This window comes from Bradyrhizobium sp. CCBAU 53421 (assembly GCF_015291625.1).
Classification (GTDB): domain Bacteria; phylum Pseudomonadota; class Alphaproteobacteria; order Rhizobiales; family Xanthobacteraceae; genus Bradyrhizobium.
On the sequence record NZ_CP030047.1, the window covers coordinates 5,436,583 to 5,460,306 of the forward strand.

Annotated in this window: 27 protein-coding genes; 14 read left to right on the forward strand and 13 right to left on the reverse strand. The window is 65.4% G+C overall.

Going from position 1 to position 23,724, the window contains the following annotated elements:
- Position 1: 1 nt before the first annotated feature.
- A complete protein-coding gene (locus XH92_RS26005) occupies positions 2 to 256 on the forward strand; it encodes a hypothetical protein (RefSeq protein ID WP_194454655.1) in 255 nt (84 codons plus the stop codon).
- 167 nt (positions 257 to 423) lie between these two features.
- Positions 424 to 2,505, forward strand: a complete 2,082-nt coding sequence (locus XH92_RS26010; RefSeq protein ID WP_194454656.1) for a methyl-accepting chemotaxis protein — start codon at positions 424 to 426, stop codon at positions 2,503 to 2,505.
- A 53-nt stretch (positions 2,506 to 2,558) separates the two neighbouring features.
- On the opposite strand, the gene XH92_RS26015 is transcribed toward XH92_RS26010, so the two are convergent.
- Together XH92_RS26015 and XH92_RS26020 are read right to left on the reverse strand one after the other, a co-directional pair.
- A complete protein-coding gene (locus XH92_RS26015) occupies positions 2,559 to 3,722 on the reverse strand; it encodes an acyl-CoA dehydrogenase family protein (protein WP_194454657.1) in 1,164 nt (387 codons plus the stop codon).
- Positions 3,723 to 4,005: 283 nt separating this feature from the next.
- Positions 4,006 to 4,683, reverse strand: a complete 678-nt coding sequence (locus XH92_RS26020; RefSeq protein ID WP_076860249.1) for a nitroreductase — start codon at positions 4,681 to 4,683, stop codon at positions 4,006 to 4,008.
- Between the two features lie 150 nt (positions 4,684 to 4,833).
- On the opposite strand from XH92_RS26020, the gene XH92_RS26025 reads away from it, so the two are divergent.
- A complete protein-coding gene (locus tag XH92_RS26025) occupies positions 4,834 to 4,995 on the forward strand; it encodes a hypothetical protein (RefSeq protein WP_194461705.1) in 162 nt (53 codons plus the stop codon).
- 103 nt (positions 4,996 to 5,098) lie between these two features.
- Here the strand turns inward: XH92_RS26025 and XH92_RS26030 are convergent, their stop codons facing one another.
- From XH92_RS26030 to XH92_RS26040, 3 genes are all read right to left on the reverse strand, one after another.
- Complete coding sequence (locus tag XH92_RS26030; RefSeq protein ID WP_194454658.1) at positions 5,099 to 5,344, reverse strand: PilZ domain-containing protein; 246 nt, start codon at positions 5,342 to 5,344, stop codon at positions 5,099 to 5,101.
- A gap of 70 nt (positions 5,345 to 5,414) precedes the next feature.
- Entirely contained in the window at positions 5,415 to 6,110 is a 696-nt protein-coding gene (locus XH92_RS26035; RefSeq protein WP_371817824.1) for a helix-turn-helix domain-containing protein, read from the reverse strand.
- A gap of 235 nt (positions 6,111 to 6,345) precedes the next feature.
- Entirely contained in the window at positions 6,346 to 6,612 is a 267-nt protein-coding gene (locus XH92_RS26040; protein WP_194461706.1) for a hypothetical protein, read from the reverse strand.
- An 86-nt stretch (positions 6,613 to 6,698) separates the two neighbouring features.
- Here XH92_RS26040 and XH92_RS26045 point away from each other — a divergent pair, with 86 nt between their 5' ends.
- Genes XH92_RS26045 through XH92_RS26055 form a run of 3 tightly spaced genes read left to right on the forward strand, consistent with a single transcriptional unit; the run spans position 6,699 to position 8,012 of the window.
- Positions 6,699 to 7,472 (forward strand): DUF2336 domain-containing protein, encoded by a 774-nt coding sequence (locus XH92_RS26045; RefSeq protein ID WP_194454659.1) that lies wholly within the window; start codon positions 6,699 to 6,701, stop codon positions 7,470 to 7,472.
- A gap of 8 nt (positions 7,473 to 7,480) precedes the next feature.
- Positions 7,481 to 7,783 (forward strand): PilZ domain-containing protein, encoded by a 303-nt coding sequence (locus tag XH92_RS26050; RefSeq protein ID WP_194454660.1) that lies wholly within the window; start codon positions 7,481 to 7,483, stop codon positions 7,781 to 7,783.
- Between the two features lie 37 nt (positions 7,784 to 7,820).
- Entirely contained in the window at positions 7,821 to 8,012 is a 192-nt protein-coding gene (locus XH92_RS26055) for a hypothetical protein (RefSeq protein ID WP_194454661.1), read from the forward strand.
- Positions 8,013 to 8,036: 24 nt separating this feature from the next.
- Here XH92_RS26055 and XH92_RS26060 read toward each other — a convergent pair whose 3' ends face one another.
- The gene (locus tag XH92_RS26060) at positions 8,037 to 8,912 is read right to left on the reverse strand and encodes an MBL fold metallo-hydrolase (protein ID WP_194454662.1); all 876 of its coding nucleotides are present in this window, start codon (positions 8,910 to 8,912) and stop codon (positions 8,037 to 8,039) included.
- Between the two features lie 201 nt (positions 8,913 to 9,113).
- Between XH92_RS26060 and XH92_RS26065 the strand changes: the two genes are divergently transcribed.
- Positions 9,114 to 10,088 carry a glycerophosphodiester phosphodiesterase family protein gene (locus tag XH92_RS26065; RefSeq protein WP_194454663.1) on the forward strand — a complete coding sequence of 325 codons (975 nt, stop codon included), beginning with the start codon at positions 9,114 to 9,116 and terminating at the stop codon, positions 10,086 to 10,088.
- Between the two features lie 75 nt (positions 10,089 to 10,163).
- The gene (locus XH92_RS26070; RefSeq protein WP_194454664.1) at positions 10,164 to 10,796 is read left to right on the forward strand and encodes a DapH/DapD/GlmU-related protein; all 633 of its coding nucleotides are present in this window, start codon (positions 10,164 to 10,166) and stop codon (positions 10,794 to 10,796) included.
- 1 nt (position 10,797) lies between these two features.
- On the opposite strand, the gene XH92_RS26075 is transcribed toward XH92_RS26070, so the two are convergent.
- The gene (locus XH92_RS26075) at positions 10,798 to 12,420 is read right to left on the reverse strand and encodes an ABC-F family ATP-binding cassette domain-containing protein (RefSeq protein WP_194454665.1); all 1,623 of its coding nucleotides are present in this window, start codon (positions 12,418 to 12,420) and stop codon (positions 10,798 to 10,800) included.
- Positions 12,421 to 12,581: 161 nt separating this feature from the next.
- Here XH92_RS26075 and XH92_RS26080 point away from each other — a divergent pair, with 161 nt between their 5' ends.
- On the forward strand, positions 12,582 to 13,025 hold the full coding sequence (locus XH92_RS26080; protein WP_194454666.1) for a DMT family transporter: 444 nt from the start codon (positions 12,582 to 12,584) through the stop codon (positions 13,023 to 13,025).
- Between the two features lie 15 nt (positions 13,026 to 13,040).
- Here XH92_RS26080 and XH92_RS26085 read toward each other — a convergent pair whose 3' ends face one another.
- Complete coding sequence (locus XH92_RS26085; protein WP_194454667.1) at positions 13,041 to 13,745, reverse strand: GrlR family regulatory protein; 705 nt, start codon at positions 13,743 to 13,745, stop codon at positions 13,041 to 13,043.
- A 286-nt stretch (positions 13,746 to 14,031) separates the two neighbouring features.
- On the opposite strand from XH92_RS26085, the gene XH92_RS26090 reads away from it, so the two are divergent.
- The 4 genes from XH92_RS26090 to XH92_RS26105 all read left to right on the forward strand — a co-directional run bounded on the left by XH92_RS26090 (position 14,032) and on the right by XH92_RS26105 (position 19,185).
- Positions 14,032 to 15,123 (forward strand): hypothetical protein, encoded by a 1,092-nt coding sequence (locus tag XH92_RS26090; RefSeq protein ID WP_194454668.1) that lies wholly within the window; start codon positions 14,032 to 14,034, stop codon positions 15,121 to 15,123.
- Positions 15,124 to 15,265: 142 nt separating this feature from the next.
- Positions 15,266 to 18,040 (forward strand): xanthine dehydrogenase family protein molybdopterin-binding subunit, encoded by a 2,775-nt coding sequence (locus XH92_RS26095; RefSeq protein WP_194454669.1) that lies wholly within the window; start codon positions 15,266 to 15,268, stop codon positions 18,038 to 18,040.
- Entirely contained in the window at positions 18,037 to 18,561 is a 525-nt protein-coding gene (locus tag XH92_RS26100) for a (2Fe-2S)-binding protein (protein WP_194454670.1), read from the forward strand. The genes XH92_RS26095 and XH92_RS26100 overlap by 4 nt, the downstream gene beginning before the upstream one ends.
- A 9-nt stretch (positions 18,562 to 18,570) precedes the next feature.
- Positions 18,571 to 19,185: an Isoquinoline 1-oxidoreductase subunit gene (locus tag XH92_RS26105; RefSeq protein WP_194454671.1), complete on the forward strand. Its 615-nt coding sequence runs from the start codon at positions 18,571 to 18,573 to the stop codon at positions 19,183 to 19,185.
- A 21-nt stretch (positions 19,186 to 19,206) separates the two neighbouring features.
- On the opposite strand, the gene XH92_RS26110 is transcribed toward XH92_RS26105, so the two are convergent.
- The 5 genes from XH92_RS26110 to XH92_RS26130 form a co-directional block, all read right to left on the reverse strand.
- Positions 19,207 to 19,356, reverse strand: a complete 150-nt coding sequence (locus XH92_RS26110; protein WP_016843021.1) for a hypothetical protein — start codon at positions 19,354 to 19,356, stop codon at positions 19,207 to 19,209.
- 75 nt (positions 19,357 to 19,431) lie between these two features.
- Complete coding sequence (locus tag XH92_RS26115; protein ID WP_194454672.1) at positions 19,432 to 20,253, reverse strand: tetratricopeptide repeat protein; 822 nt, start codon at positions 20,251 to 20,253, stop codon at positions 19,432 to 19,434.
- Positions 20,254 to 20,285: 32 nt separating this feature from the next.
- On the reverse strand, positions 20,286 to 20,972 hold the full coding sequence (locus tag XH92_RS26120; RefSeq protein ID WP_194454673.1) for a substrate-binding domain-containing protein: 687 nt from the start codon (positions 20,970 to 20,972) through the stop codon (positions 20,286 to 20,288).
- Positions 20,973 to 20,977: 5 nt separating this feature from the next.
- Entirely contained in the window at positions 20,978 to 21,682 is a 705-nt protein-coding gene (locus XH92_RS26125) for a GrlR family regulatory protein (RefSeq protein WP_194454674.1), read from the reverse strand.
- A 226-nt stretch (positions 21,683 to 21,908) separates the two neighbouring features.
- Positions 21,909 to 22,943, reverse strand: coding sequence for a glutamine synthetase beta-grasp domain-containing protein (locus tag XH92_RS26130; protein WP_050401410.1), 1,035 nt, complete (start codon positions 22,941 to 22,943; stop codon positions 21,909 to 21,911).
- A 541-nt stretch (positions 22,944 to 23,484) separates the two neighbouring features.
- On the opposite strand from XH92_RS26130, the gene XH92_RS26135 reads away from it, so the two are divergent.
- Positions 23,485 to 23,697, forward strand: coding sequence for a DUF2735 domain-containing protein (locus tag XH92_RS26135; RefSeq protein ID WP_194454675.1), 213 nt, complete (start codon positions 23,485 to 23,487; stop codon positions 23,695 to 23,697).
- Positions 23,698 to 23,724 lie beyond the last annotated feature (27 nt).

The following is a 23,724-nucleotide window of genomic DNA, read 5'->3' on the forward strand; positions in this document are numbered from 1 at the left end:
TATGCGGATCGCAAAGCTGGTTTTCGCAGGGTCGCTCGCGGCCATTGCTGCCGGGGCAACGCCGGCGCTGGCGAAGAGCGCCGAGCGGCAGAAAGCCGACGAAAAAGCCGCCACCACAACCAATTCCACCGGCTGCCAAGCCTACCAACAGGCCGCCGACGGCACCTGGAACCAGCTTCCCTGCGGCGAAGCGGGCTCGAGCGGCGTGACCCAACACCGTGCCGCGACCAAGGGCGCTGACGACGACGAGCACTGATCGTCACGCCGTGCCGCCCCGCGCGGCCGGGCGACACCGGTCCTTCGACTTTCGGACAATGCGGAATGTGCGGGACCGCCACGGCTCCCGCATCATAAACCCAAGCTTAATGCGCACCCGGTACGGTTGAGGCCTCCCCTCTCTCGTCAAGAAATGGCGCGCATCCCATGAAAATCGGTACTCTCCTGACGGCTGCGATCGTCTCCTTGTCCGCGGTCGGCGGCGGCCTGGCGGCCTATGTCGCTGTCACGAAGTACCAGACCATGGACAAGGTCTCGACCGCGCAGAGCCGGCTCGAGATCGTCCGCGCCGTCGGCGATATCCCGCGTTACATGAACCCCGAGCGTGGCTACGCCACCAACCTGCTGCTTGGGGGAGCCACGATCGATCCGAAGCAGATCGCCGAGCTCGACCGTCAGCGTCAGCTGACCGACGGCGCGCTCGCCAAGGTCAACCAGGTGCGCACCATCCTGCCGGGATCGCTCGACGATGGCGAGGCGGTCGCGCGCGAGATCGACGCGCTGAAGGTGAAGTTTGCCGGGCTGCGCGATGCCATCGCGACCGCAATCGCAGGGCCGGCCGATGCCCGCCGCGCCGCCGCCGGCAAGATCGTCGCCGACAATTCCGTGTTCAACGCCGGGGTCACCACGTTGCTCGACGAGCAGGTGCGCCGGCTCGCCGGCCTCGACGGCAACGCCTATCGCCAGGCCAGCTACGCCAACGTCGCCTGGATGCTGCGCGACACCGGCGGCCTCAATGCCAGCCTGCACAAGGCGCTGGTCGGCGCCAAGCGCGTCGCGACCGAACCGGAGAAGATGGAGCTCTATCGCTCGACCGGCCGCACCGAGCAGATCCTCTCGACCTTGCAGGAACTGCGCAACAATCCGGCGACGCCGGCCAATGTCATGACCGCGCTCGGCAAGATGCAGGCTGACTATGTCGAGCGCTTCGGCAAGGCGCTGAAGCTCGCCAAGGAAGGCGCCGTGACCGGCAAGTACGAGCAGGATCTCGACACCTACTATCCGGAATCGCAGGTCGGCCTCGCCGCCATCATCACCGTGCGCGACGCGTTCTACGAGAATGCCGAGCAGGTGCTCGCGAGCGCCTATTGGTCGGCGCGCCTCAGCTTCGTGATCGCACTGGTCGGGCTGCTCGCGGTCATCGCCGTCAGCGCCGGCCTGATCGTCGTGATCCGCCGCCGCATCCTGAACCCGATCGCCGCCCTCACCGGCCGGATGTCGCGGCTCGCCGCGGGCGAGGTCGCCGAAGCGATCCCCGGCGCCGCGCGCAACGACGAGATCGGCGCGATGGCCGCCGCCGTCCAGGTGTTCAAGGACAATAGGATCGAAGCCGACCGCCTCGCAAACGAGAAGGAAGCCGAGAACGACGTCAAGATGCGCCGCGCCCGCGTGCTCGACGATCTGACCCGCGCCTTCGAAGCTAAGGTCACGGAGCTGGTCGGCGGCCTGTCCGCAGCGTCTTCGGTGATGGAGGACACCGCGCAATCGATGTCCGCCACCGCGGCCGCCACCAACCGTCAGGCCGCGGTCGTCGCGGCGGCGTCGGATCAGACCTCGACCAATGTTCAGACCGTGGCGAGCGCCACCGAGGAACTGACCTCGTCGATCTCGGAGATCGCCCGTCAGGTTGCGACCTCGACCGAGATCGCCGCGCGCGCGGTCGACCATGCCCGCCGCACCGGCGACACCGCGCGCTCGCTCGCCGAAGGCGCCCAGAAGATCGGCGACGTCGTGACGCTGATCCAGAGCATCGCGGCACAGACCAACCTACTCGCGCTCAACGCCACCATCGAGGCGGCCCGCGCCGGCGAGGCCGGCCGCGGCTTTGCCGTCGTCGCCTCGGAGGTGAAGTCGCTGGCCGGCCAGACCGCGAAGGCGACCACGGAGATCTCCGAGCAGATCACCGCGATCCAGACCGCGAGCGACGAGACCGTGACCGCGATCCGGAGCGTCGTCGACGTCATCACCGAGATCGACCAGATCGGCACTGCGATTGCCGCCGCGATCGAGGAACAGGGCTCGGCGACCAAGGAGATCTCGCGCAGCGTTCAGGAAGCCGCGCGCGGAACCCAGGAAGTCAACTCCAACATCTCCGGCGTGCAGCGCGCCGCCGACGACACCGGCGCGGCGGCAACCCAGGTGCTGGGCGCAGCCGAGCAGCTCTCGACGCAGTCCAAGGACCTCGCCGGCCAGGTCAACCGCTTCCTCTCGGACGTGCGGGCGGCGTAGTCGGGGGTCGCTGCGCTCGCAATGGCGACGCTGGATGAGGTCTAGCGATCCGTCTAGCCGCCCCGCAAACCGAGCACGCGGCGGGCGATCGCCTGGCGATGGACCTCGCTCGGGCCTTCGTAGACCCGCATCAGACGGGCCTTCTGCCAGAGCGCGTTGAGCGGCAATTCCAGCGTCACGCCGAGTGCGCCGAGCGTCTGCATGGCGTGGTCGCAGGCGTCATAGGCCATCTCGGTCGCGAACACCTTGATCATCGAGGCCTCGTGTCGGATGTCCTCGCCGCGGTCGGTCTTGTCGGCGGCCTCGCGCACCATCAGCCGGCAGGCGTGCATGCGCGTCGAGATGTCCGCAATCCACCACTGGATCGCCTGGCGCTCGGCGAGCTTGACGCCGAAGGTCTCACGCTGCTTGGCGTGCTCGCACATCATGTCGAGCGCGCGCTTGGTGATGCCGACGCAGGTCGATCCCATCTCGAGCCGCCGTGTGCGCAGCCGCAGCTGCATCGGCGCGTAGCCCTTGCCGACTTCGCCGAGCACGGAGTCCTTCGGGATGCGGCAGTCCTCGAATACGATCTCATAGGTCGAACCGCCGCCGACCATCGGGATCTCACGCTCGATGATGAAGCCGGGCGTGCCCTTCTCGACGATGAAGGAGGTGATGCCGCCCTGGCGCTGGTCGTTGCCGACGCGCGCCATCACGATGATGAAGTCGGCGGCGCGCGCATTGCTGATCCAGATCTTGCGGCCGTTCAAGACCCACTGCTCGCCGTCGAGCACCGCGCGCGTCTTCATCCCTGCGGGATCGCCGCCGGCGCCGGGCTCGGAGATCGCGATCGCCGATGCCATCCGGCCCTCGATATAGGGCTGCAGATATTTCTTCTTCTGCGCGTCGGTGCCGACCGCCTGCAGCATGCGCAGGTTCGGCGAGTCCGGCGGCAGCACGAACGGCACGCAGCTGCGGCCGAGCTCTTCGTGCACCGCCGCCATCGTGCGCGTCGGCAAATCGTGGCCGCCGAGATCCTCGGGCGCATCGAGACCCCAGAGGCCGAGCTCCTTGGAGACGTCGCGCAGCCGCTTGCGTTGCTCCGCGGTGAGCTCGGGATGATCGCTGCCGGGCAGCTTCGATTTCAGATATTGCGGCTCCAGCGGAATGAGTTCGCGATCGACGAATCTCGCGACGGTCTCGCGGATCATGGCTGTCTGTTCATCATCCCTCATCTGGGATTCCTCGCCTGTGCTGTTTCGCTTCACAAAACCAGTAGCGCATTTTTTGTCGGCAGGAATAGCGCAAACGCGCGCTGACACTCACTGTCGCGCAATGGTTTCATGGTGCGGAATTCAATATCCCGCGGCGCGGTCGGCGCGTGCGCAATTGCGCAGAACGCTCGGGCGCGTGAGCAGCCGATCGCGCAGCACGAGGTTATTGGCTGCAAGGAAGCGATCGACGATCGGTGCTCAAATCGCCGATGCTGCCGTGCCTCCGCACTGGTCGGATCATGCGCTACTCGGCAAAGCCGACGTAGCGGACAAAGTCGCTGTTGGCCTCGCGGTCCGACCGCACCGCGTTGGCGGCAAAGCTGTCGTCGGGATAACCCATCGCGACGCAGGTCATGATCACCTGGTCCTCCGGGATGTTGGCGACCTCGCGCACGATGTCTGAACGCATGATGCCCTGGCCGTTGATGACGCTGCCGAGGCCGCGATCCCAGGCCGCCAGCACGATGCCGTAGCAGAGCGCGCCGAGGTCGAAATGGCAGACCGCGCCGGGATCGAGGATCCGGTCGTAGGCCAGGACCAGCGAGACCGGGGCGTCGAACTGGCGGAAGCCGCGCAGCACCCAATCCTGCCGCATCGGCTTGTCGTCGCGGGCAATCCCCATCGCCCCGAACAGCTTCTTGGCGATATCGACCTGACGGCCACGGTGCACGCCCTGGTACTCGCCATGGCTGACGATGTCGCGCTTCGCCTTGGCGCCGGCGATCATCTCCTCCATGTTGCGGCGGCGCACTTCCTCCAGCGGCTCCCCGGTCAGGACGTGGACATGCCAGGGCTGGGTGTTCATCGAGGACGGCGCGCGCTTGGCCACCTCGATGATCTCCTCGACGGTCGCCCGCGACACCGGCTGCTTCTTGAACCCGCGCACGCTTTTGCGTGTCTGTACCAGCGTCTCGAATTCCATTCCCCGCTTCCCCCATTTTGTTCCGCGCTGCACACGGAATTTTCTAACGGCTATCCGGGCATTTTATAGACAAATTCGGTCGTGGGAACTTGATCGGGCCAAGAATCCGATATCCAATCCGGCCACTGGTTTGGTTTAGGGAGAACCCAGATGAAGCGGATTTTCTTGGCGGCCGTGATCGCGACCTTTGCCGCCGGTTCGGCATTTGCTCAGGACGCCTCCTGCGAGACGAAAGCCGTCGGCAAGGACGGCAAGCCGCTGGCCGGCGCGGCCAAGACCTCGTTCATGAAGAAGTGCCAGAGCGGCGCCTGAGCCCCTCGCCGGCGCTGATTTAGCCCCCTCTATCGGGACAGAGCATCGGGTCGCGCAGGGCGCGGCCCGAACGGCTATTGGCGGGTCTCGCGCCCTAAGGCGCTCAGAACGAGACGCCGACCCGGACGCCCCGGCTCCAGACCCGACGGACGCGCTTGCGGGTGTTGCCGTGAAACATCTCAAAGCGTTCGGGCAGCTGGACCGGCTTCGAAAACTCCAGGCAGGCCCCACCGGCGGAATAGTCCACCAGGCGGCATTCGATCAGCGGCGCCTTCGGTTCGAGCTGGAGCTTGACCACGCTGGATACGCATCCTGAGGGACGAACACGCGCAAATCGTCGGGGATGCATCAGGCCGCCTCTGGTGGAATCGTACCAACAGATTCACCGCCGGCCGTTAAGATTCCGTTCAGGCCTATTGTTACGTTTCGTGTCTGCCGGCGGCCGAATCGGCGCGTCCGGCGCCGGGGCGGCGCGAGGCCGCCAGCGTCTCCGACGGCGCTTCCCCGAACTGCGACCGGTAGCTCCTCGAGAAGTCGCTGAGGTGCCAGAACCCATAGGCCAGCGCGCAGGCCTTGACGCTGGGCGCACCGGCAAGCAGCTGCTTGCGCACCAGCCAGAGCCGGCGCAGCCGCAGATAGCGATGCAGGCTCATGCCTCGGTAACGCTGGATCGCGTCGTGCAGCGTACGCACCGACACGCCGATCTGCCTGGCGAGCTCGCCGCTGTAGATCGGGTGAGCGACGTCACCGGCCAGGACGGCGCGCGCGTCGTTGAAGACCTTGAACTGGCGCGTCGTATTGGCCCGCGTCGCCCACTTGGCCGGTACGATCTCGGCGAACGCGTTGTCGATCTCGGCGAGCAGCGTCTCCTTGATCGACGCGCCCGTGGCGAGCTCGGCAATCGTGACCTGATCCGACGTGACGAGCAGAACCTGCCTCACCACCTCTCGCAACCGATCCTGCGCGCGTTGAGAAATCTCGTGAATGCTGAAATGAAGGCCAGGCTTCGGCCAGCCGCGGTCGACGATCTCCGGCGTGAACATCAGCGAGACATATTGGCGGGGCGTCTCCTCCACGGAGGTGTAGAACGCGCCGCCGCCGCCGAGCACGATCACCGCACGATCTCGCTCGACGCCGTTGAACCGCATCGGAACGCCGTCATCCATCGTGAAGCCGACCGCGGTGGTATGCCGCGCAAGCTGCGCGTCGACGATCCGCGGGAACGACTGCGTATAGTTGAGCTCGCATCCCGGCAAACTCAGGATGACCTGCTCGGCCGAAATCTTCCGCGCAAGTGGCGTGAAATCAACATCCAGATCTCGGATCGAACTCCGGAATGCGTCAACATCGTCAAAACGAAAGACTCTCGGCACCAGCAACGGCGCCGTCAAATGACTGCTCCTGTGAAATGGTCTCTAAAACTTGCGCGCGGCGCAGCACAGAGCGCGCCGGCCGGGTTGATAAATCGCGTGCACAAATTGCGAATCGTCCAAAGAAATTCAATCGGGAGAAATGCGGTCCGTCGGCCGAACCGGACAATCTGGCAAAACAGCGCTGCTGCCGAATTTCGATAGTGTTTGCCGGTATATCCACCGGCGGGATCAGCCTCCACAGCAATTTCTATACCCCTATTAAAGATTCGGGGAGCAGATTGATGTCGGGAACGATGATGTTCCCCGTCGCGGACCATTTTAGAGACCGCAATGACAGTCATTGCCTCGCCCGATCTTATTGCCAAGCTCGACCAAGTCTTGAGAGCCGGTCCCCCGGACCTCCGCACACGCATGTTGCAGGAGGTGGCCGGGCTGTTTCTCGACGACGCTCACCGCCTCAGCGAGCGCCACGTCAAGCTGTTCGACGACATCCTGATCCGTCTGACCGAAAGCGTCGAACTGCGGACCCTCACCACGCTGAGCCGCTCGCTCGCCGACTTGCATCTGGTGCCGCGGGAGCTCGCCCGCCGGCTGGCCAACCACGACGATGCCGATGTCGCCGCGCCGATCCTGCGGAAATGCGAGTGCATTCCGGACGCCGATCTGATCGACATTGCCTGGATGCGGGCCGAGGGACATCTCTGCGCAATCGCGGGACGCAAGGCCGTCAATCAGGAGCTCACGGACATTCTGTTGATGCGCGGCGACTGCAATGTGCTGCGCGCTCTCGCGCGCAATCCCGGCGCGGACATGACCAGCGCCGGCCTTGCCATGATGGTCGATGCCGCCGAACACGATGAGGACATCGCAGGCGCCTTGGTGTCGCGCAAGGATCTGCCGCACCGCGTGCTTGCCGACCTCGTGATGCGATCCACGCCGCGCCGGCAGGCCCGGCTGCTCAAGATCGCACGTGCCGAGATCCGGCACGCGATCCGCGCCATCATCCATGCCAGTGCAGCCCGCGCCTCGGCAAGCCCGCCAGCCACGATCGACTATGCGGAGGCGCGGGCCACGGTGATCGCGAAGCGCTCTCGGGCCGTGTGAGTGCTGCAATGACATACGGTGACCGCAGGGCGGATCGCGTCAAGCTCGAGACGCGTCACCCCGTTAATCTGATGGGTGTCGACGGCACGTGGCGGCGGAGCTGCATCCTGCTCGACGTCTCGCAGACCGGCGCCCGGCTCGAGGTCGACGGAACGCTTGATGTGCTGAAGGCGCAGGAATTCTTCCTGGTGTTGTCCTCGCGGGGACTGGCGTTTCGCCGCTGCGAGCTGGTGCGTGTCGACGGCACCGAGATCGGCGTGCGATTCATCGAGGAACGAAAGCGAAAGGGACGCGCCGTCATTCCGAGATGAGGATTGGCGGCAACCGCCCCGAGGGGAAATTGACGACATGACCATGCAGAGAGCGACCAACATCGCGGTATCGGCCGTCTCCGCCGCACCACTCCGCGGCACCATCGCAATCGACTGCGCCGGCACCGTCGCGACGTTCGAGATCGACGAGGAGCTCGCACATCGGCTGTGCGCCGATCTGGAACGGTTCCTGACCCAGGTGCCGCGCCGGTCCCGCGCAGCGCGGTGACCTTGAACGGCGGGCTGCCGCGCCCTACGCGCGCTTGAAGCGATAGTCGAAGCGGTCGCCGTCCGCCGTGATCAGGCCGACCGTCGGGGCCGGAAAATGGATCGGCAGGATCAGCGTGTCGGTCCCGGCAACCGAGGCAAAGAACTTGCGCCGCGAGACCGACGATTGCTTCGGGTCCCAATCCGGCTTGGCCGACCACTCGGGCTCGCGGCACTGGATCGCGTGGTGCATCAGGTCGCCGGCGACCACCGCGCGCTGCCCCTTCGAGAAGATGTTGACGCAGCAATGACAGGGCGAATGGCCCGGCGTCGGCGTCAGCGTCACGGTGTCGTCGAGCGCATAGTCGTCGTCGACCAGCAGCGCCTGCCCGGCTTCGACGATCGGCAGGCAATTGTCGCGAAACACCGTGCCGGGCGGATTGGCGCCCCTGGCGTTCTCGGCCTCCCAGGCCGCGTACTCGCCCTTGTGGAAGACGTATTTCGCGTTCGGGAAAGTCGGCACCCAGCGTCCGTCGCGCAGCGTGGTGTTCCAGCCGGTGTGGTCGATATGCAGATGGGTGCAGAACACGTAGTCGATCTGCTCATAGGAGATGCCGAGTGCGAACAGCTCGTTGCGCCAGCGCTCCTTGCCGGGGAAATCGAACGGCGGCGGGTGTCCCTTGTCCTCGCCGGTGCAGGTGTCGACCAGGATGGTGTAGCGCGGCGTCCGCACCACGAAGGTCTGGTAGGTGATCACCATCATGCCGCGCGCGGCGTCGAAGACCTCCGGCTCCATCGTCTTCAAATGATGCTTGAACATACCGTCGTCATAGGTCGGGAAGAAATCCTGCGGCCGCCGCCACGGCCCTTCGCGCTCGATCACTGCGTCGATCGTGATGTCGCCGATCCTGATCTGCTTCATGCCGTTTCGCTCCCGCTTTTTTGTGAAGCGTAGCGGGCGGCCCTTCGCCCGACAAGCCGAGCACCGCGCAGCGCGCCATGCGGCTTTGCATCACTGGATATCGTCATGCCGCAATTCATCCGAAATGTTGGCCATGCTGTAGGGAACGATCCGGCGCGCGATTGAGATTGCGGAGCCCTATCCAGCAAGGAAACGTATAGCTTGGGCAGGAAATTGAACTACGCGGCAGCGGCGCTCGTTACTGTCGCCGCCGGAATCTACCTCAACAACTCCAGCCTTCTCGCAACCCACCCCGGCGGCAAGCCCCTGCTGCTCGCCCATCGCGGCATGGCGCAGCGCTTCGACGAACGCAACCTCCGGAACGACACCTGCACCGCGGCGCGCATGCTGCCGTCGACCCATGACTTTCTCGAGAACACGATCCGCTCGATGCAGGCGAGCTTCGCGCGCGGCGCCGATATCGTCGAGCTCGACATCCACCCGACGACCGATGGCGAATTCGCGGTGTTTCACGACTGGACCGTCGATTGCCGCACCGACGGCCAGGGCGTCACCCGCGAACAGCCGATGGCGCGGCTGAAGATGCTCGATATCGGCTATGGCTACACCGCCGATGACGGCAAGACCTTTCCATTCCGCGGCAAGGGCATCGGCTTGATGCCGTCGCTGGACGAGGTGCTCGAGACCTTTCCGGACCGCCGGTTCCTGATCAACGTCAAGAGCCGCGATCCCGCCGAGGGCGAGAAGCTCGCAGCGGTCCTGAACCGGCTCCCGGCCGAACGGCGCAAGCTGATCATGGTCTACGGCGGCGACGAGCCGATCGCGGCGATCCGCCGTCTTGCGCCGGAGACGCGGACCATTTCGCGCGCGGCGATCAAGAGGTGCCTCGTTCGGTATCTCGGCTATGGCTGGACCGGCATCGTGCCCGACGCCTGCCGCAACGCCATCGTGCTGGTGCCGATCAACTACGCGCCGTGGCTCTGGGGCTGGCCGGACCGCTTCCTCAACCGCATGGCGGCGGCGAACAGCGCGGTGTTCGCACTCGGGCCCTATCAGGGCGGCGAATTCTCGACCGGCGTCGACGATGCCGATCTGTTGAAACGCCTGCCTGAACACTACTCGGGTGGAATCTGGACCAACGAAATCGAGACCATCGCACGGCTCACCGGCCGGTAAATCCGGCGCCTTCCGTCATCTCGCCGTCATAGAAATCATGCGACTGAAGCGGCTCGTCGCATCGAGGATAACGCTATGAACGCACCGAACCTGATCCGCCCCAAGCTTGCCGAGACCGTCATCGAGCCGACGGTCAAGCTGCGCGAAGTCAAGGTCGGACGTTGCTGCGAAGTGCTCGGCGACACCGCAATCGAATATACCGAGCTCGGCGATTACTCCTATCTCGGCAGCGGCTGCATCGTCGCTGATGCCGTGATCGGCCGGTTCTGCGCGATCGCGGCGCAAGTTAGGATCGGCGCGCCCAACCATCCGGTCGAGCGTCCCTCGCAGCATCGCTTCACCTACTGCCCCGAATATTATTCGGCCTCCGCTGAGCGCGATCATGGCTTCTTCAGCGATCGGCGCGCGGACCGCGTCGTGATCGGAAACGACGTCTGGATCGGCCATGGCGTGATCGTGCTACCCGGCGTCACCGTCGGAGACGGCGCGGTGCTGGCGGCCGGCGCGGTGGTAACGCGCGATGTCGCGCCCTACACCATCGTCGGCGGCGTGCCGGCCCGGCCGATCAAGGAGCGCTTCAACCGCAAGATCGCGGCCGAGCTGTCGCAGATCGCCTGGTGGAACTGGCCGCCCGAGACGATCTGGGAGCGGCTGCCCGAATTCCAGTCCGGCGATGTCGAGGCGTTTTGCGCGCGGTGGGGGGCCTGAGCTAGCTCCGCAATCCCGGCGCTTCCTGCCCGGTACGCGCGACGTATTCGGTGTAGCCGCCGCCATATTGGTGGATACCCGCCGGCGTCAGCTCCAGCACGCGGTTGGAGAGCGCGGCCAGGAAGTGCCGGTCGTGCGAGACGAACAGCATGGTGCCCTCGAACTCGGCGAGCGCGTTGATCAGCATCTCCTTGGTGGCGAGATCGAGATGGTTGGTCGGCTCGTCCAGCACCAGGAAGTTCGGCGGATCGAACAGCATCTTGGCCATCACGAGCCGCGCCTTCTCGCCGCCCGACAGCACCCGGCACTTCTTCTCGACGTCATCACCCGAGAATCCGAAGCAGCCGGCAAGCGCGCGCAGGGAGCTCTGCCCGGCCTGCGGAAACGCGTCCTCCAGCGACTGGAACACGGTGCGCTCGCCGTCGAGCAAATCCATCGCGTGCTGGGCGAAATAGCCCATCTTGACGCTGCCGCCGACCGCGACCGCGCCGTCATCCGGCTCGGTTGAACCCGCAACCAGCTTCAAGAGCGTCGACTTGCCGGCGCCGTTGATGCCCATCACGCACCAGCGCTCCTTGCGGCGGATCATGAAGTCGAGCCCGTCATAGATGCGCTTGCTGCCATAGGCCTTGTGGACGTTCTTCAGGCTGACGACGTCCTCGCCCGAGCGCGGCGCCGGCTGGAATTCGAACGCCACGGTCTGCCGTCGCCGCGGCGGCTCGACTCGCTCGATCTTGTCGAGCTTCTTGACCCGGCTCTGCACCTGCGCGGCGTGCGAGGCCCGTGCCTTGAAGCGCTCGATGAACTTGATCTCCTTGGCGAGCATCGCCTGCTGCCGCTCGAACTGCGCCTGCTGCTGCTTGTCGGAGAGCGCGCGCTGCTGTTCGTAGAACTCGTAATTGCCGGAATAGGTGGTGAGCTGGCCGGCGTCGATCTCGACCACCTTGTTGATGATGCGGTTGATGAACTCGCGGTCATGCGAGGTCATCAGCAGCGCGCCCTCGTAGCCCTTCAGGAACTGCTCGAGCCAGATCAGGCTTTCGAGATCGAGATGGTTGCTCGGCTCGTCGAGCAGCATGACGTCGGGACGCATCAGAAGGATGCGGGCCAGCGCGACGCGCATCTTCCAGCCGCCGGAGAGCTTGCCGACGTCGCCGTCCATCATCTCCTGGCTGAAGCCGAGACCGGCCAGCGCCTCGCGCGCGCGGCCGTCGAGCGCGTAGCCGTCGAGCTCCTCGAACTGGTGCTGCACCTCGCCATAGCGCGCGATGATGTCGTCCATCTCGTCGGCCTTGTCGGGGTCGGCCATTGCGGCCTCGAGTTCCCGAAGCTCGGCTGCCACCACGCTGACGGGGCCCGCCCCGTCCATCACCTCGGCGACCGCGCTGCGGCCACTCATTTCGCCGACATCCTGGCTGAAATAGCCGATCGAGATGCCGCGATCGAGCGACACCTGGCCCTCGTCCGGGATTTCCCGGCCGGAGATCATCCGGAACAGCGTGGTCTTGCCGGCGCCGTTCGGGCCGACAAGGCCGATCTTCTCGCCCTTCTGGAGCGCCGCGGAGGCTTCGATGAAGAGGATCTGGTGGCCGACTTGCTTGGAGACGTTATCGAGGCGGATCATGCTCTAATACTGGGGAATTAGGGGGTTGCGGCCTCTTATTCGATCTGGGACGTGGGTGGAAGCCCATTCCCGCAGGTTTCGCGCCGTGCTCCATGCATGCCACGGTCGCTGCCGATCGAATATGACATGAAATCCTTCGGCGAACGGTTTTGGGGTCTCCTATGCAAGTCTGGTTTCTCTATCTGCTCGCGCTCGGCGCCGGCATCAGCGTCGCCACGCAGCAGGTCCTCAACGGCAATCTGCGCTCCGCGCTGAACTCGCCGGCCTGGGCCGGGCTGATCAGCTATCTCGGCGGCCTCGTGACGATGGCGGTCGTGCTGGTCGCGACGCGGGAGCCGGTGCCGTCCTGGAAACTGGTCTCGGCAGTGCCGTGGTGGGCCTGGAGCGGCGGCGTCCTGGGCGGCGTCTTTATCCTCTTGATGATCCTGCTGCTGCCGTCGCTCGGTGCCGCGACCCTGCTGGCGCTGGTGGTCGCAGGTCAGATGATCGCGGGCATCGCGATGGACCATTTCGGCCTGTTCGGGCTGGCGCAGCATCCGGTGTCGTTTTCACGGCTGACCGGCATCGCACTGATCATCGGCGGCGTGCTCCTGATCAAGGATTGAGGACGCTTTCCAAATCTAGGCGCGGCGCATCAGCCGCAGTTCGGCCGACAAGCGAAGGCTGCGCTTCCCTGCTAGCGCAATGCCCTCGAGCTCGGCGCCGTCCTCGCGGCACGAGCCGGCGAAACCGATGCCGACCTCGTAACCGCCGAACACCGGATACTCGCCCTTCGCCGGCGTGTGCTCCTGGTTGACGATCTCGCCGCGCCAGCGGCCATCCGCGGACGAATAGGCGCCGAGATAATAGAAGAACGCGTCGCCGCCGAGGATGCGGCCGTCCATCAGCAACATCACTCCGGTGAGGCCGGCATCGACACCGTCGAGCGCGCGCAGCTGGATGGAATAGAGGCCGTTGACGATGCCACCTGGCCCGACCTCCCCGCGCGGCGGCAAGGCCTCGTCGTCGAGCGGCGCCAGATTGGCCCAGAACACGCCATCCGGCATGGCGTCCGCTTTGCCCTCGAGCAGGATGGTCGAGCCCTCGGTCCGGCCGCGCACCTTGATGACGGCGACGTCGGCGCCCATCAGCGGCTTGAAGTCGGGATCGTCGTTGTGACGCTCGGTGATCACCTCGGCGATGATCTCGCCCTTCGTCACCTGATAGGTGCCGAGATGGGCGAAGGCGGAATTGCCCCCCATCATCTTGCCGTCGTGCAGGCACATGATGCTGCGGCCGAATGCGCCGCTGATGCCGTACTCGACCTTGTAAAGTCCGTTGAGCACGCAAAAATCCAATAAATAAAATTGATTCTGTTTGCGACATAGCACCGGGCCGAAACCCGCACCATTGGGTCTTTTGGCGCAGGCAAGCCCGCAATGTCCTGATATGGACACCGACCGATTCGTCGCTTAGCTGTAGGCACCGCCCGCATTGTGCCGCGTCACGCGGGATCTACACGCCCTGTTCACTTCTCTCCAGTTCATTGTGTCCAAGCATTTGCGCATTCCGCCAATGGTCGCGCGGCCGCATCCGGCCTCGACCCTGGCGAGGGGCTTCGAGGAGCATCACATGATCAATCGCCTTGGCCTGGCCGCCGCGCTGGCACTGCTGCTCGGCAGCAGTGGCGCGGCGCTGGCCCAGTCGCTGCCCGACTACATGGCACCGATCTCGGGCAAGACCTCGTCGACGCCGGCCGACGTCGCGACCAAGGACGTGCTCGCGCTCAACACCGGCATGTTCGAGCTCTATGGCGATGCGGCGCGGATATTCCAGAAGAACATCCTCGACAAGCACCCGGTGATCCTCGGACTGTTCTCCGGCGCCGGCGGCCGGCTGATCCTTTACCGGCCGGGCAAGCCGCCGACCGAGGCGCCGCAGGTGCCGATCGTCTATCAGCTGCTGAAGTCGGTCGGCCACAGCACAATGGCGCTGGCCGAGGTGGTCGGCCCCTATGTCAACAATCCCGACGACAAGGCTTGGCGGGGCTCGATGCAGGCCTATCGCAGCCGGATGCAGTCGGCGCTCGACGGGCTCGATGCCACGCCGATGCAGGCGGACTGGCGCGACAACAACCGCGCCATCCTCAAGAACAACATCGCCTTCATGGATGAATGCCTCACCGCCGGCGCGATCCCCTTCGCGACGCTCGAGGCGTTCGGCAAGAAGCAGGCGCCGCTGCTCGCCAGGAACGTCGCCTGGGCCGCGCAGACCCAGGTCGCGCACTGGATGACGGTCATGGCCGACTGGAAGACCCAGCTCGGCCCGGACTGGGACAAAACCTATGGGGCGAGCAATACGATCTACGTGGCGCGGCAGAACAACGTGATCTTCAGCGTGCTGGCGCAGTTCTTCGGCCCCGACGCCATCAACAGCCGCCTGATGCTGATCGAGACGATCTCCTTCACCACCACGCCGTCGGACATGCTGGAATCGCTGACCCGGATCATCGCCGACCGCTCGGTCGGCGCGCTGTTCTTCGGCAGCTATCATTTGATGGATTATGAGCTGATGGGAGGCGACGCCCGCGAGGCGATCATCGCCGAGACCAAGAAGCGCGGCATGACGACCTTCCTGCCGCCGCTGGTGCCATTCGGTTCCAAGCAATGGCCGACCCTGATCACATCGGGTCCGGGACCCGCCACCATCGCCGACCTCAAGTGAGGCCAAAGCTACAAGTGAGACAACTACGACCTATTGCGGCATTGCGATTGCACCCGCTTTGCCGCAACACTGAAGCGTGTATTTTTACGGTTCATAAACCGCGGCGCGATACGCCGTTGAAGCGTAGATGAGAGAACGGACCATGCGGCCTTCGCGACGCGAATTCGTGAAGTGGTTGTCGGCAGGCGGCATCTCGGTCAGCCTGTCGCATCTGGCGCTGGCGAAGGAACCGGCCTTCGCGACCCGCGAGACGCTGCCCGGGCGCGGCCATTTCAATCCGGCGACCAAGGGCGCCGGCCGCGTCGACGGCGTCGCCAAGGTCACCGGCGCAAAGCTCTACGCCTCAGACTTTCGTTCCGCCGACATGCCGGGCTGGCCCGCGACCACCTCGCACGCCATTCTGGTCCGCGCCAACGACGCCACGCATGTCTATACCGGCATGGACCTTGTCCGCCTCGATGGTCCGGCGAAGCCCTCGGTCGTCGTGACCGCTGCCGACCTTGATCGGATCGGCACCCGGGTGCCGGAGTTCTACACAGGCGATCTGTTCTGCCCGGTCGGCAAGACGCCACTCTATCTCGGACAGCCGGTCGCGCTGTTGATCTTCGAGCAGTTCGACGCTTTCGACCGCGCGCGCCTTGCGCTGCGCGACGTCGGCTTCGTCAAGTTCGGCGACGAGACCGGGCCGGTGATCCTGCCGGACTTCGGCGCCTATCGCTTCACGCGCGTGGCCGGCGCCACACCTGAGGCGCCCGACGTCTATTCGCCGATCCAGGCCGGCTGGGTCTCGCCGAGCCGGATCCAGAACGCGGCGCTGCCGGTCTGGCTCCCGCTCGCCAAGGAAACCAAGGCCGACTACGCCAAAGCCGCGATCCATGGCGAAGCGATCCGCGCCCAGCTCGCCAAGGACGATCCGTCGCAGCTCGTGCTCGACCGCGAGTTCGAGACCCAGTCGGTCGATCCGATGTTCCTCGAACCGGAGAGCGGGCTCGCCTGGTACAGCGACAGCAGCGGCAATCTCGAACTGGTGCTCGGCGTGCAGTCACCCTATGAGGCGACCGAGTCGATCGCGCATCTGCTCGGCAACGCCCGCCCGCCGTTCCGCCCCTCGCACATCAACGCGCAGTTTGCCCATGTCGGCGGCGGCTTCGGCGGCCGCGACCACACCCCGTTCGTGCTTTACGTGGCGCTGGCGGCGATGTTCTTTCCGGGACGGCCGGTGCGGCTGGCGCACGACCGCTACCAGCAATTCCAGGGCGGCATCAAGCGCCACCCGATCAAGATGCGCTCGCGGATCGGCGTCGATCGCGCGAGCGGCAAGATCGCGGCATTCGCCGCCGACCATGTGCTCGACGGCGGCGGGCTCGCCAACTTCTCCGCCAATGTCGCCGTCGTTGCCGCGACTGCCGCGATCGGCATCTACGACATCCCGAAGGTCGACGTCACCACCGTGGCGGTGCATTCGCGCGGCGTCACCGCTGGCTCGATGCGCGGCTACGGCACCCTGCAGACCATGACCGCGCTGGAAGTGCTGATCGACGAGGCGGCAAGCGAGCTCAAGGTCGATCCGATCGCGTTCCGCCGCAACAATGCGTTGAAGCAGAACGGCCGGACCATGACCGGCAACCCCTACATCGTGTCGGTGCGCACGTCAGATATCCTCGACAAGCTCGAGACGCATCCGATCTGGCAGCAGCGCGCTGTGTTCAAGCAGAAGGCGTCGGAAGGCCGGCTGATCGGCACCGGCGTTGCCTGCGTCACCAAGGACTACGGCTCGGGCGCGGATTGCTCGCTCGGCCGGGTCGAGATCGATCCCGAGGGACGGATCGCGATCCATTGCGACCACGTCGAGATGGGCAATGGCGTCGGCACTGCGCTCGCCAACCGGGTCGCGAGCCATCTCGGCGCCGTCGCCGACGAGGTCGCTGTCTCCCGCGTCGACAGCTACGAGGCGCTCGGGCTCGTCACCTCGGGCGATCCCTACACGATGGATCAGAAGACCCAGGATCTCGCCGAGAAGAATCCGCGCTGGGTGCCCGCGATCAGCTCGGCAACGAGTGCGTCGATCGGCGCCCATGTCGGCACCCATTCGTCGGCCGAGGCGGCCCGCGTCATCTTCCGCTTCGGCCTGTGGCCGGCGGCGCTCGAGCTTTGGCACATCGGCAAGGCCGATCCCCGTGCCCGGCAATGGGACAAGGCACGCTGGAACGATGGCCAGCTCGTGCTCGACGATCTCGCGGCGCTGCCCCTGCCAAAGCTTGCCGCGACCGCGCATGCACGCGGCTTCGTCACCGGCGCGGTGGCGCACAGTTTCTCGCGCTGGGCCTGGTCGCGTGCGCGCTTCCCGCTGTTCGGCGAGCAGTACCGCGCAGAGATCGACGCGCTGGCGATCCGTCATGGCCGCGGCAAATTCGAGCGGATCGATCGCGTCAGCGTCAAGTTTCCGCCGACCGACAACAACCGGATCGGCACCGCCTACACCTCGATGTGCGGCACGCTGGTGCGTGTCGAGATCGAGCGCGCGACCGGCATCTTGCGCATCGCCAAGGCCTACAGCGTGTTCGAATGCGGCCAGGCGCTGGTGCCCGAGGTGGTGCTCGGCCAGTCGCATGGCGGTTTCGCCATGGGCGTCGGCTACGCGCTGCTGGAAACCCTGCCACCGTTCGAGGGCGGGCCCGGCAACGGACAGTGGAATCTTGGCCAGTACCTGATTGCGCGCGGCTCCGACCTGCCGCTGCACGATCTCGAAATCGAAATGCTGCCGCCGTTGACGCCGGACGAACCGCCGAAGGGCATGGCCGAGGTGGTGATGATTCCGATCGTGCCGGCGCTGCTCAACGCCATCAACGATGCCACCGGCCAGCGTTTCCGCTCATTGCCGGTGACAACGAGCCTGCTCAAGGGAGCGCTTGCGTGACGACACTCAATCTCACCATCAACGGCCGGAAGCACGGCCCGATCGAGGTCCGCGACGACCTCTCGATGAACGATTTCCTGCGGGAAATGCTCGGGATGACCGGCACCAAGTTCGGCTGCGGCGCCGCGCAATGCCTGAGCTGCGCCGTGATCATCGATAATCCCGACGGCACCAGCTACACCACCCCGACCTGCGTGGTGCCGGCGGCCAATTTCGATGGCAAGGCGATCCGCACCGTCGAGGGCCACGCCAAGGACGGCGAACTCTCGGCATTGCAGCGCGCCTTCATCGACCATTTCGCATTCCAGTGCGGCTATTGCACGGCCGGCTTCCTCAACGAGGGCCAGGTGCTGCTCGAACTGCTGGCAAGAGAGCCGGTGGCGCGGGATCAGCTCGAGACCGTCATCGCCGACGCGCTCGACGGCCATTTGTGCCGCTGCACCGGCTACATCAAATATCACCAGGCGGTGCGCGACGTGATCCTCGCCGATGCCAACCGCTATCTGACCGCCAGCAAGTGAGCGCGCGCGATGCCATCGGACACGCGATTTCGGATCATGGCCGTGCTGATCGCGTTCGCGACCAGCCTGTGTGCCGGCTATGCGGCATCGGAAAGCGCGAGCCACGCCCTCGCCTCGCCGGAAAGCTTCGCGGGAATTGAGAACGTCGAACAACGCTCGGCGGCGATCTTCACCGAGCTCGGCAAGGTGCTGACCCATCCGCGCTGCACCAATTGCCATCCCGCCGGCGACAGCCCGCGGCAGGGCGACATCAGCCGCATGCACCAGCCGCCGGTCACGCGCGGCGCCGACGGCCACGGCACCGCCGCCATGCGTTGCTCGATCTGCCACCAGCACGCCAATTTCGATCCCGGCCGGGTGCCGGGCCATCCGGAATGGCATCTCGCGCCGCGCGAGATGGCGTGGGCGGGGAAAACCGTCGGCGAGATCTGCCAGCAGATCCGCGACCCCGCACGCAACGGCGGCCGCAAGGTCGAGGAGCTGATCGAGCATATCGGCAAGGACACGCTGGTGGGTTGGGCCTGGCATCCCGGCTTCGGCCGCTCGCCGGCACCCGGCACGCAGGCACAGGCCGGCGCACTGGTCGAGGCCTGGGTGAAGACCGGCGCGGCCTGCCCGCCCTAGACGAGACACGCGGCGTCCGAACTAGTGCCGCTTGAAGTACTGCACGTCGCGCTCGTGCTTCTCCGCCGCGGCGCGTGACTTGAAGGTGCCGAGATTGCGGCGCTTGCCGGTCTTCGGATTGACCTTGCGGGAATACAGCCGGTACTCGCCGGAACGCAGCTTGCGGATCATGACATCGCCTCGCCTGTGCCTTTCGCGAGTCAACGATACGCGAGCGTGAGCGTTCCTGTCTGAAGCGCGATGAGACTAGAAGCAGAGGTTGGTCACGGCATTGCCGCGCTTGTCCTTGATCACGTAGGGACAGCGCGCCCGCTCCAGCGCCTTCTTGGCATCCTCGTCGCCGAGCGCGGCCGCCCGTTCGTAATAGGCTTTTGCCGCATCGCTGTCCTTCGGTCCGCCGCGGCCGGCTTGCGCGAAGGCGCCCATCCGCTCCAGCGCGCCCGGATGGTTCTGCGCCGCAGCCTTCTCGAACAGCGCCCGCGCGGCGGTATCGTCCTGCGCACCGCCCTTGCCTTCGGCCAGCATCATGCCGAGCTGGTACTGCGCCTCCGCATTGGTCTCGGCAGACTTGGCGAGCAGTTCGCGCGCGCGTGCCGGATCGGCCGCCGCGCCGCCGCCGCCGAGCGCGGCGAGATTGCTGACGCCGCGCGCATTGCCGGCCTGCGCCGCGCGCTCGAACAATTTGCGCGCCTGCGCCTCGTCCCTGGCGACGCCGGTGCCATTGCCGTAGAGCACGCCGAGCTCGACCATCGCCGATGTCGAGCCCTTGTCGGCCGCCTTGCGCCAGGCCGACATGGCTTCCGCGGTCTGCCGGTTGGCCGCATAGGCACGGCCGAGCTCATACATCGCGCGGCGCGAGGACTTTGCCGCCACCGCGCAATATTTGATCGCGGTCGCGATGTCAGCCGATGCGACGTCGGGTACGCCCTTCACGTCGGCCGGCTTGTCGGGATCAGAGGGATCGGCGGCGAGCCGGTCGCACAGCACGAGGTCGGCCGATTGCGCGTGGGCAAGCACGGGCGCGGCCAGCGCCGCGGCAAGGACGATTGCATGGAGAGGTCTGAACATGGTCGGCAGGTTGCGTCGCGCTGCGGGCAAATTCAAGGCTCGAGCCCGGTCTCGCGCAGCACCGGCGCGACGTCGGCGGACGAGAGATAGCGCAGCAGATGATCGGCGGCCGCAGCGCGTTTCGAGGCGACCATGCGACCCGCGGAAAACACCGCGGGCGTCTGCAAATCTAACGGAATTGGCCCGACGACCTCGATGCCGTCGATCTGCTTCAACTCGCTGATCTGCTGGATCGCCAGTTCTGCTTCGCCAGTGACGAGCTTTTCCGCGGTGAAACCTACCGGAATGATCACCGCGCGGGTGTTGATCGCCTCCGCAATGCCGAGACGCGCGATCAGCTGCGCGAACAGGATGCCGCTAGCGCCGAGCTGCGAATAGGCCACCGCCCGCGCGGCGAGCAGCGCCGCACGCAACGCGGCTTCGCTCGCGATGTCCGGATGTGCGGCGCCCGCCTTTACGGCGACGCCGACATAGGAGCGTGCGAGATCGACAACGCTGCCCCGCGCAACGCGGCCCTCGCCGGACATCCCGTCGAGGCCCTCGCGGGTCAGGATCACGAGATCGGCGCTCTCGCCGCCGCGCAGGCGTTCGAGCAGCGCCAGCGTCGGCGCGAAATCGGCGTCGATCCCAACGCCGCTTGCCGCATGATAGGCCGCGGCCAGCCGCGCGACCGCGCCCTTCAGCGCCAGCGTCGAGAGCACGCGAACCGTATTGTCCATCCCGCTTACGCCCGCCGCATCAGCTTGAGCGCGGCCCTGAGGCGAAGGCTGCGCTTGCCGGCAAGCGCAGTTGCTTCGAGCACCGCGCCTTCCGCGTCGCAACTACCGGCAAAGCCAATGCCGACCTCGTGGCCGCCGAACACGGGGTTCTCGCCCATCGCCGAGGTGTGCTCCTGATTGAGGATCTGCCCCTTCCAGCGGCCTTTCTCTGACGTGTAGGTGCCGAGATAGTAGAAGAACGCGTCGCCGCCGAGGATGCGGCCGTTGTTTAGTACCATCACACCGGTCAGGCCGCCGTCGACGCCGTCGAGCAGCTCGATGTGGATCGAATAGAGCCCGTTGATGATGCCGCCCTCGCCGACCCCGCCGGCGATCGGGATATCCTCCTCGGTGATCGGCGTCATCACCGACTGGAACGGCACGCCGGGCAATTCCTTCAGCTCGCCCTTGAACCGATAGAGCTCGCCATCGGGCCTGCCCCTTGCGATCAGCGTCGCATCGTCGGTGCCGGCCATCGCGCGGTAGGCCGGATCGGGGTTGTGGCGGACGGTCTGGATCTCGACCGCGACCTCGTCGCCGTCCTTCTCGTAGGTGCCGATATGGGCGAAGGCCGAGTTGCCGCCGAGCATCCTGCCGTCGCCGGCAAACATCACGCTGCGGCCGACGGCGCGGCCGAGCTCGAACCGAACCTTGTAAAACCCTTCAAACAAGCGCCGTGTCCCCGGCAGCGAAGATACAACCGTTGTCTAGCGCGGTTCATAACGCAGCGAAACCGCTTTCGGCGGCAGACCGGCCGCAAAGACTGTCGTCAAAACGCAAAGGTCCGCCAAGGCAGTCGCCTTGGCGGACCCGATTGCGGTACCGGATGGCTCCATCCGGGTCCGATAGCTGCTTAGGCCGCAGCCATTAAGCCCCAGCCCTTTAAGCTGCAGCCTTTTATGCTGCAGCCTTGGCGCCGGTCGGTACCTCGGAGATCGTCTTCAGGATCTGCGAAGCGATCTGGTAGGGGTCGCCTTGCGAGTTCGGACGGCGGTCTTCCAGGTAGCCCTTGTAGCCGTTGTTGACGAAGGAGTGCGGCACGCGGATCGACGCGCCACGATCAGCCACGCCGTAGCTGAACTTGTTCCACGGGGCGGTCTCGTGCTTGCCGGTCAAACGCTTGTCGTTGTCCGGGCCGTAGACGGCGATGTGGTCCATCAGGTTCTTCTCGAACGCCTTCATCAGGCTCTCGAAGTACTCCTTGCCGCCGACTTCGCGCATGTACTTGGTCGAGAAATTGGCGTGCATGCCCGAACCGTTCCAGTCGGTGTCGCCGAGCGGCTTGCAGTGGAATTCGATATCGATGCCGTAGCTCTCGGTGAGGCGCAGCATCAGATAGCGAGCCATCCACATCTGGTCAGCGGCGGTCTTGGAGCCCTTGCCGAAGATCTGGAATTCCCACTGGCCCTTCGCCACTTCGGCATTGATGCCTTCGTGGTTGATGCCGGCGGCGAGGCAGAGATTGAGATGCTCTTCCACGATCTTGCGGGCGACGCTGCCGACGTTCTTGTAGCCGACGCCGGTGTAGTACGGGCCCTGCGGAGCCGGATAACCCTCTTCCGGGAAGCCAAGCGGACGGCCATCCTTGTAGAAGAAATATTCCTGCTCGAAGCCGAACCAGGCGCCGTCGTCGTCCAGGATGGTGGCGCGCTTGTTGGACACATGCGGCGTCTTGCCATCGGGCATCATGACTTCGCACATCACCAGCACACCGTTCTCGCGCGCGGCGTCGGGATAGCAGGCGACCGGCTTCAGCACGCAGTCAGAGCTGTGGCCTTCAGCCTGCTGGGTGGACGAACCGTCAAAGCCCCACAGCGGAAGCTGTTCGAGGGTCGGGAACGACGCGAATTCCTTGATCTGCGTCTTACCGCGCAGGCTCGGCGTCGGCGTATATCCGTCGAGCCAGATATACTCGAGCTTGTACTTGGTCATTGAACCTCTCTGTTGATGATGCAAAACCGTGAGGAACCGAAAGCCAGTCGGCCGCCGCACGCGTACCCGGCCACCATCGGCCGGCTCTTACTAAGCAATTAAAATGCCAGTCGCTGCACTGCGGCACCCGCCTGGCCCGCGGATGTCCACAGCGGAGATCGCATTTTTAGCTGCGACAAAGCAGCGCAGCTGGCATGCGCCACGGTCAGCCAAAATCTTCTCTCAGCCGCCTCCGCCGCCCGTTTCTGCAGCAAATTCAGCTATGGCGCCGGCCGCCGATTAATGCGGCGGCAGCGCAGTGTGACAGTTCGTGTCCGATCATCGGTCGCCTCGCAACCATCGCCCCGGCCCAAGCGTTGGTCATTCGCATCCTGCCTCGCAGGAGGCAAACCGGAATTTGCACATGAATTAGACGGGACGTGACTATTTATTGGTCAACTTGCACCCCGCCGGGCCTAGGCCGATATCAAAATGACGGTAACGACACACGAATGAGTCGGGCGCACCATGGAGGCTCGCTCCGGCCAAAGGAGACTTTGACATGATCACCACGGGCCAAAACCAAGGGCCAATCGAGGGATCGGCAACGATCTACCAATTCCCGGCGGGAGGCCGCGCGGCTCTCGGCGGGCGCCGCTACGGCGAAATCCGATCGGCGCGCGACCTGGCCGCTGAGGTCGAGACTTCGGCGTGCAGCGAGAGCTGGTACCACCAGGCGGCAATCGACGATGCCACGCCGAGCCGCGATCACTGATGTCGATCAGGCAGAGAGGCGCGACGC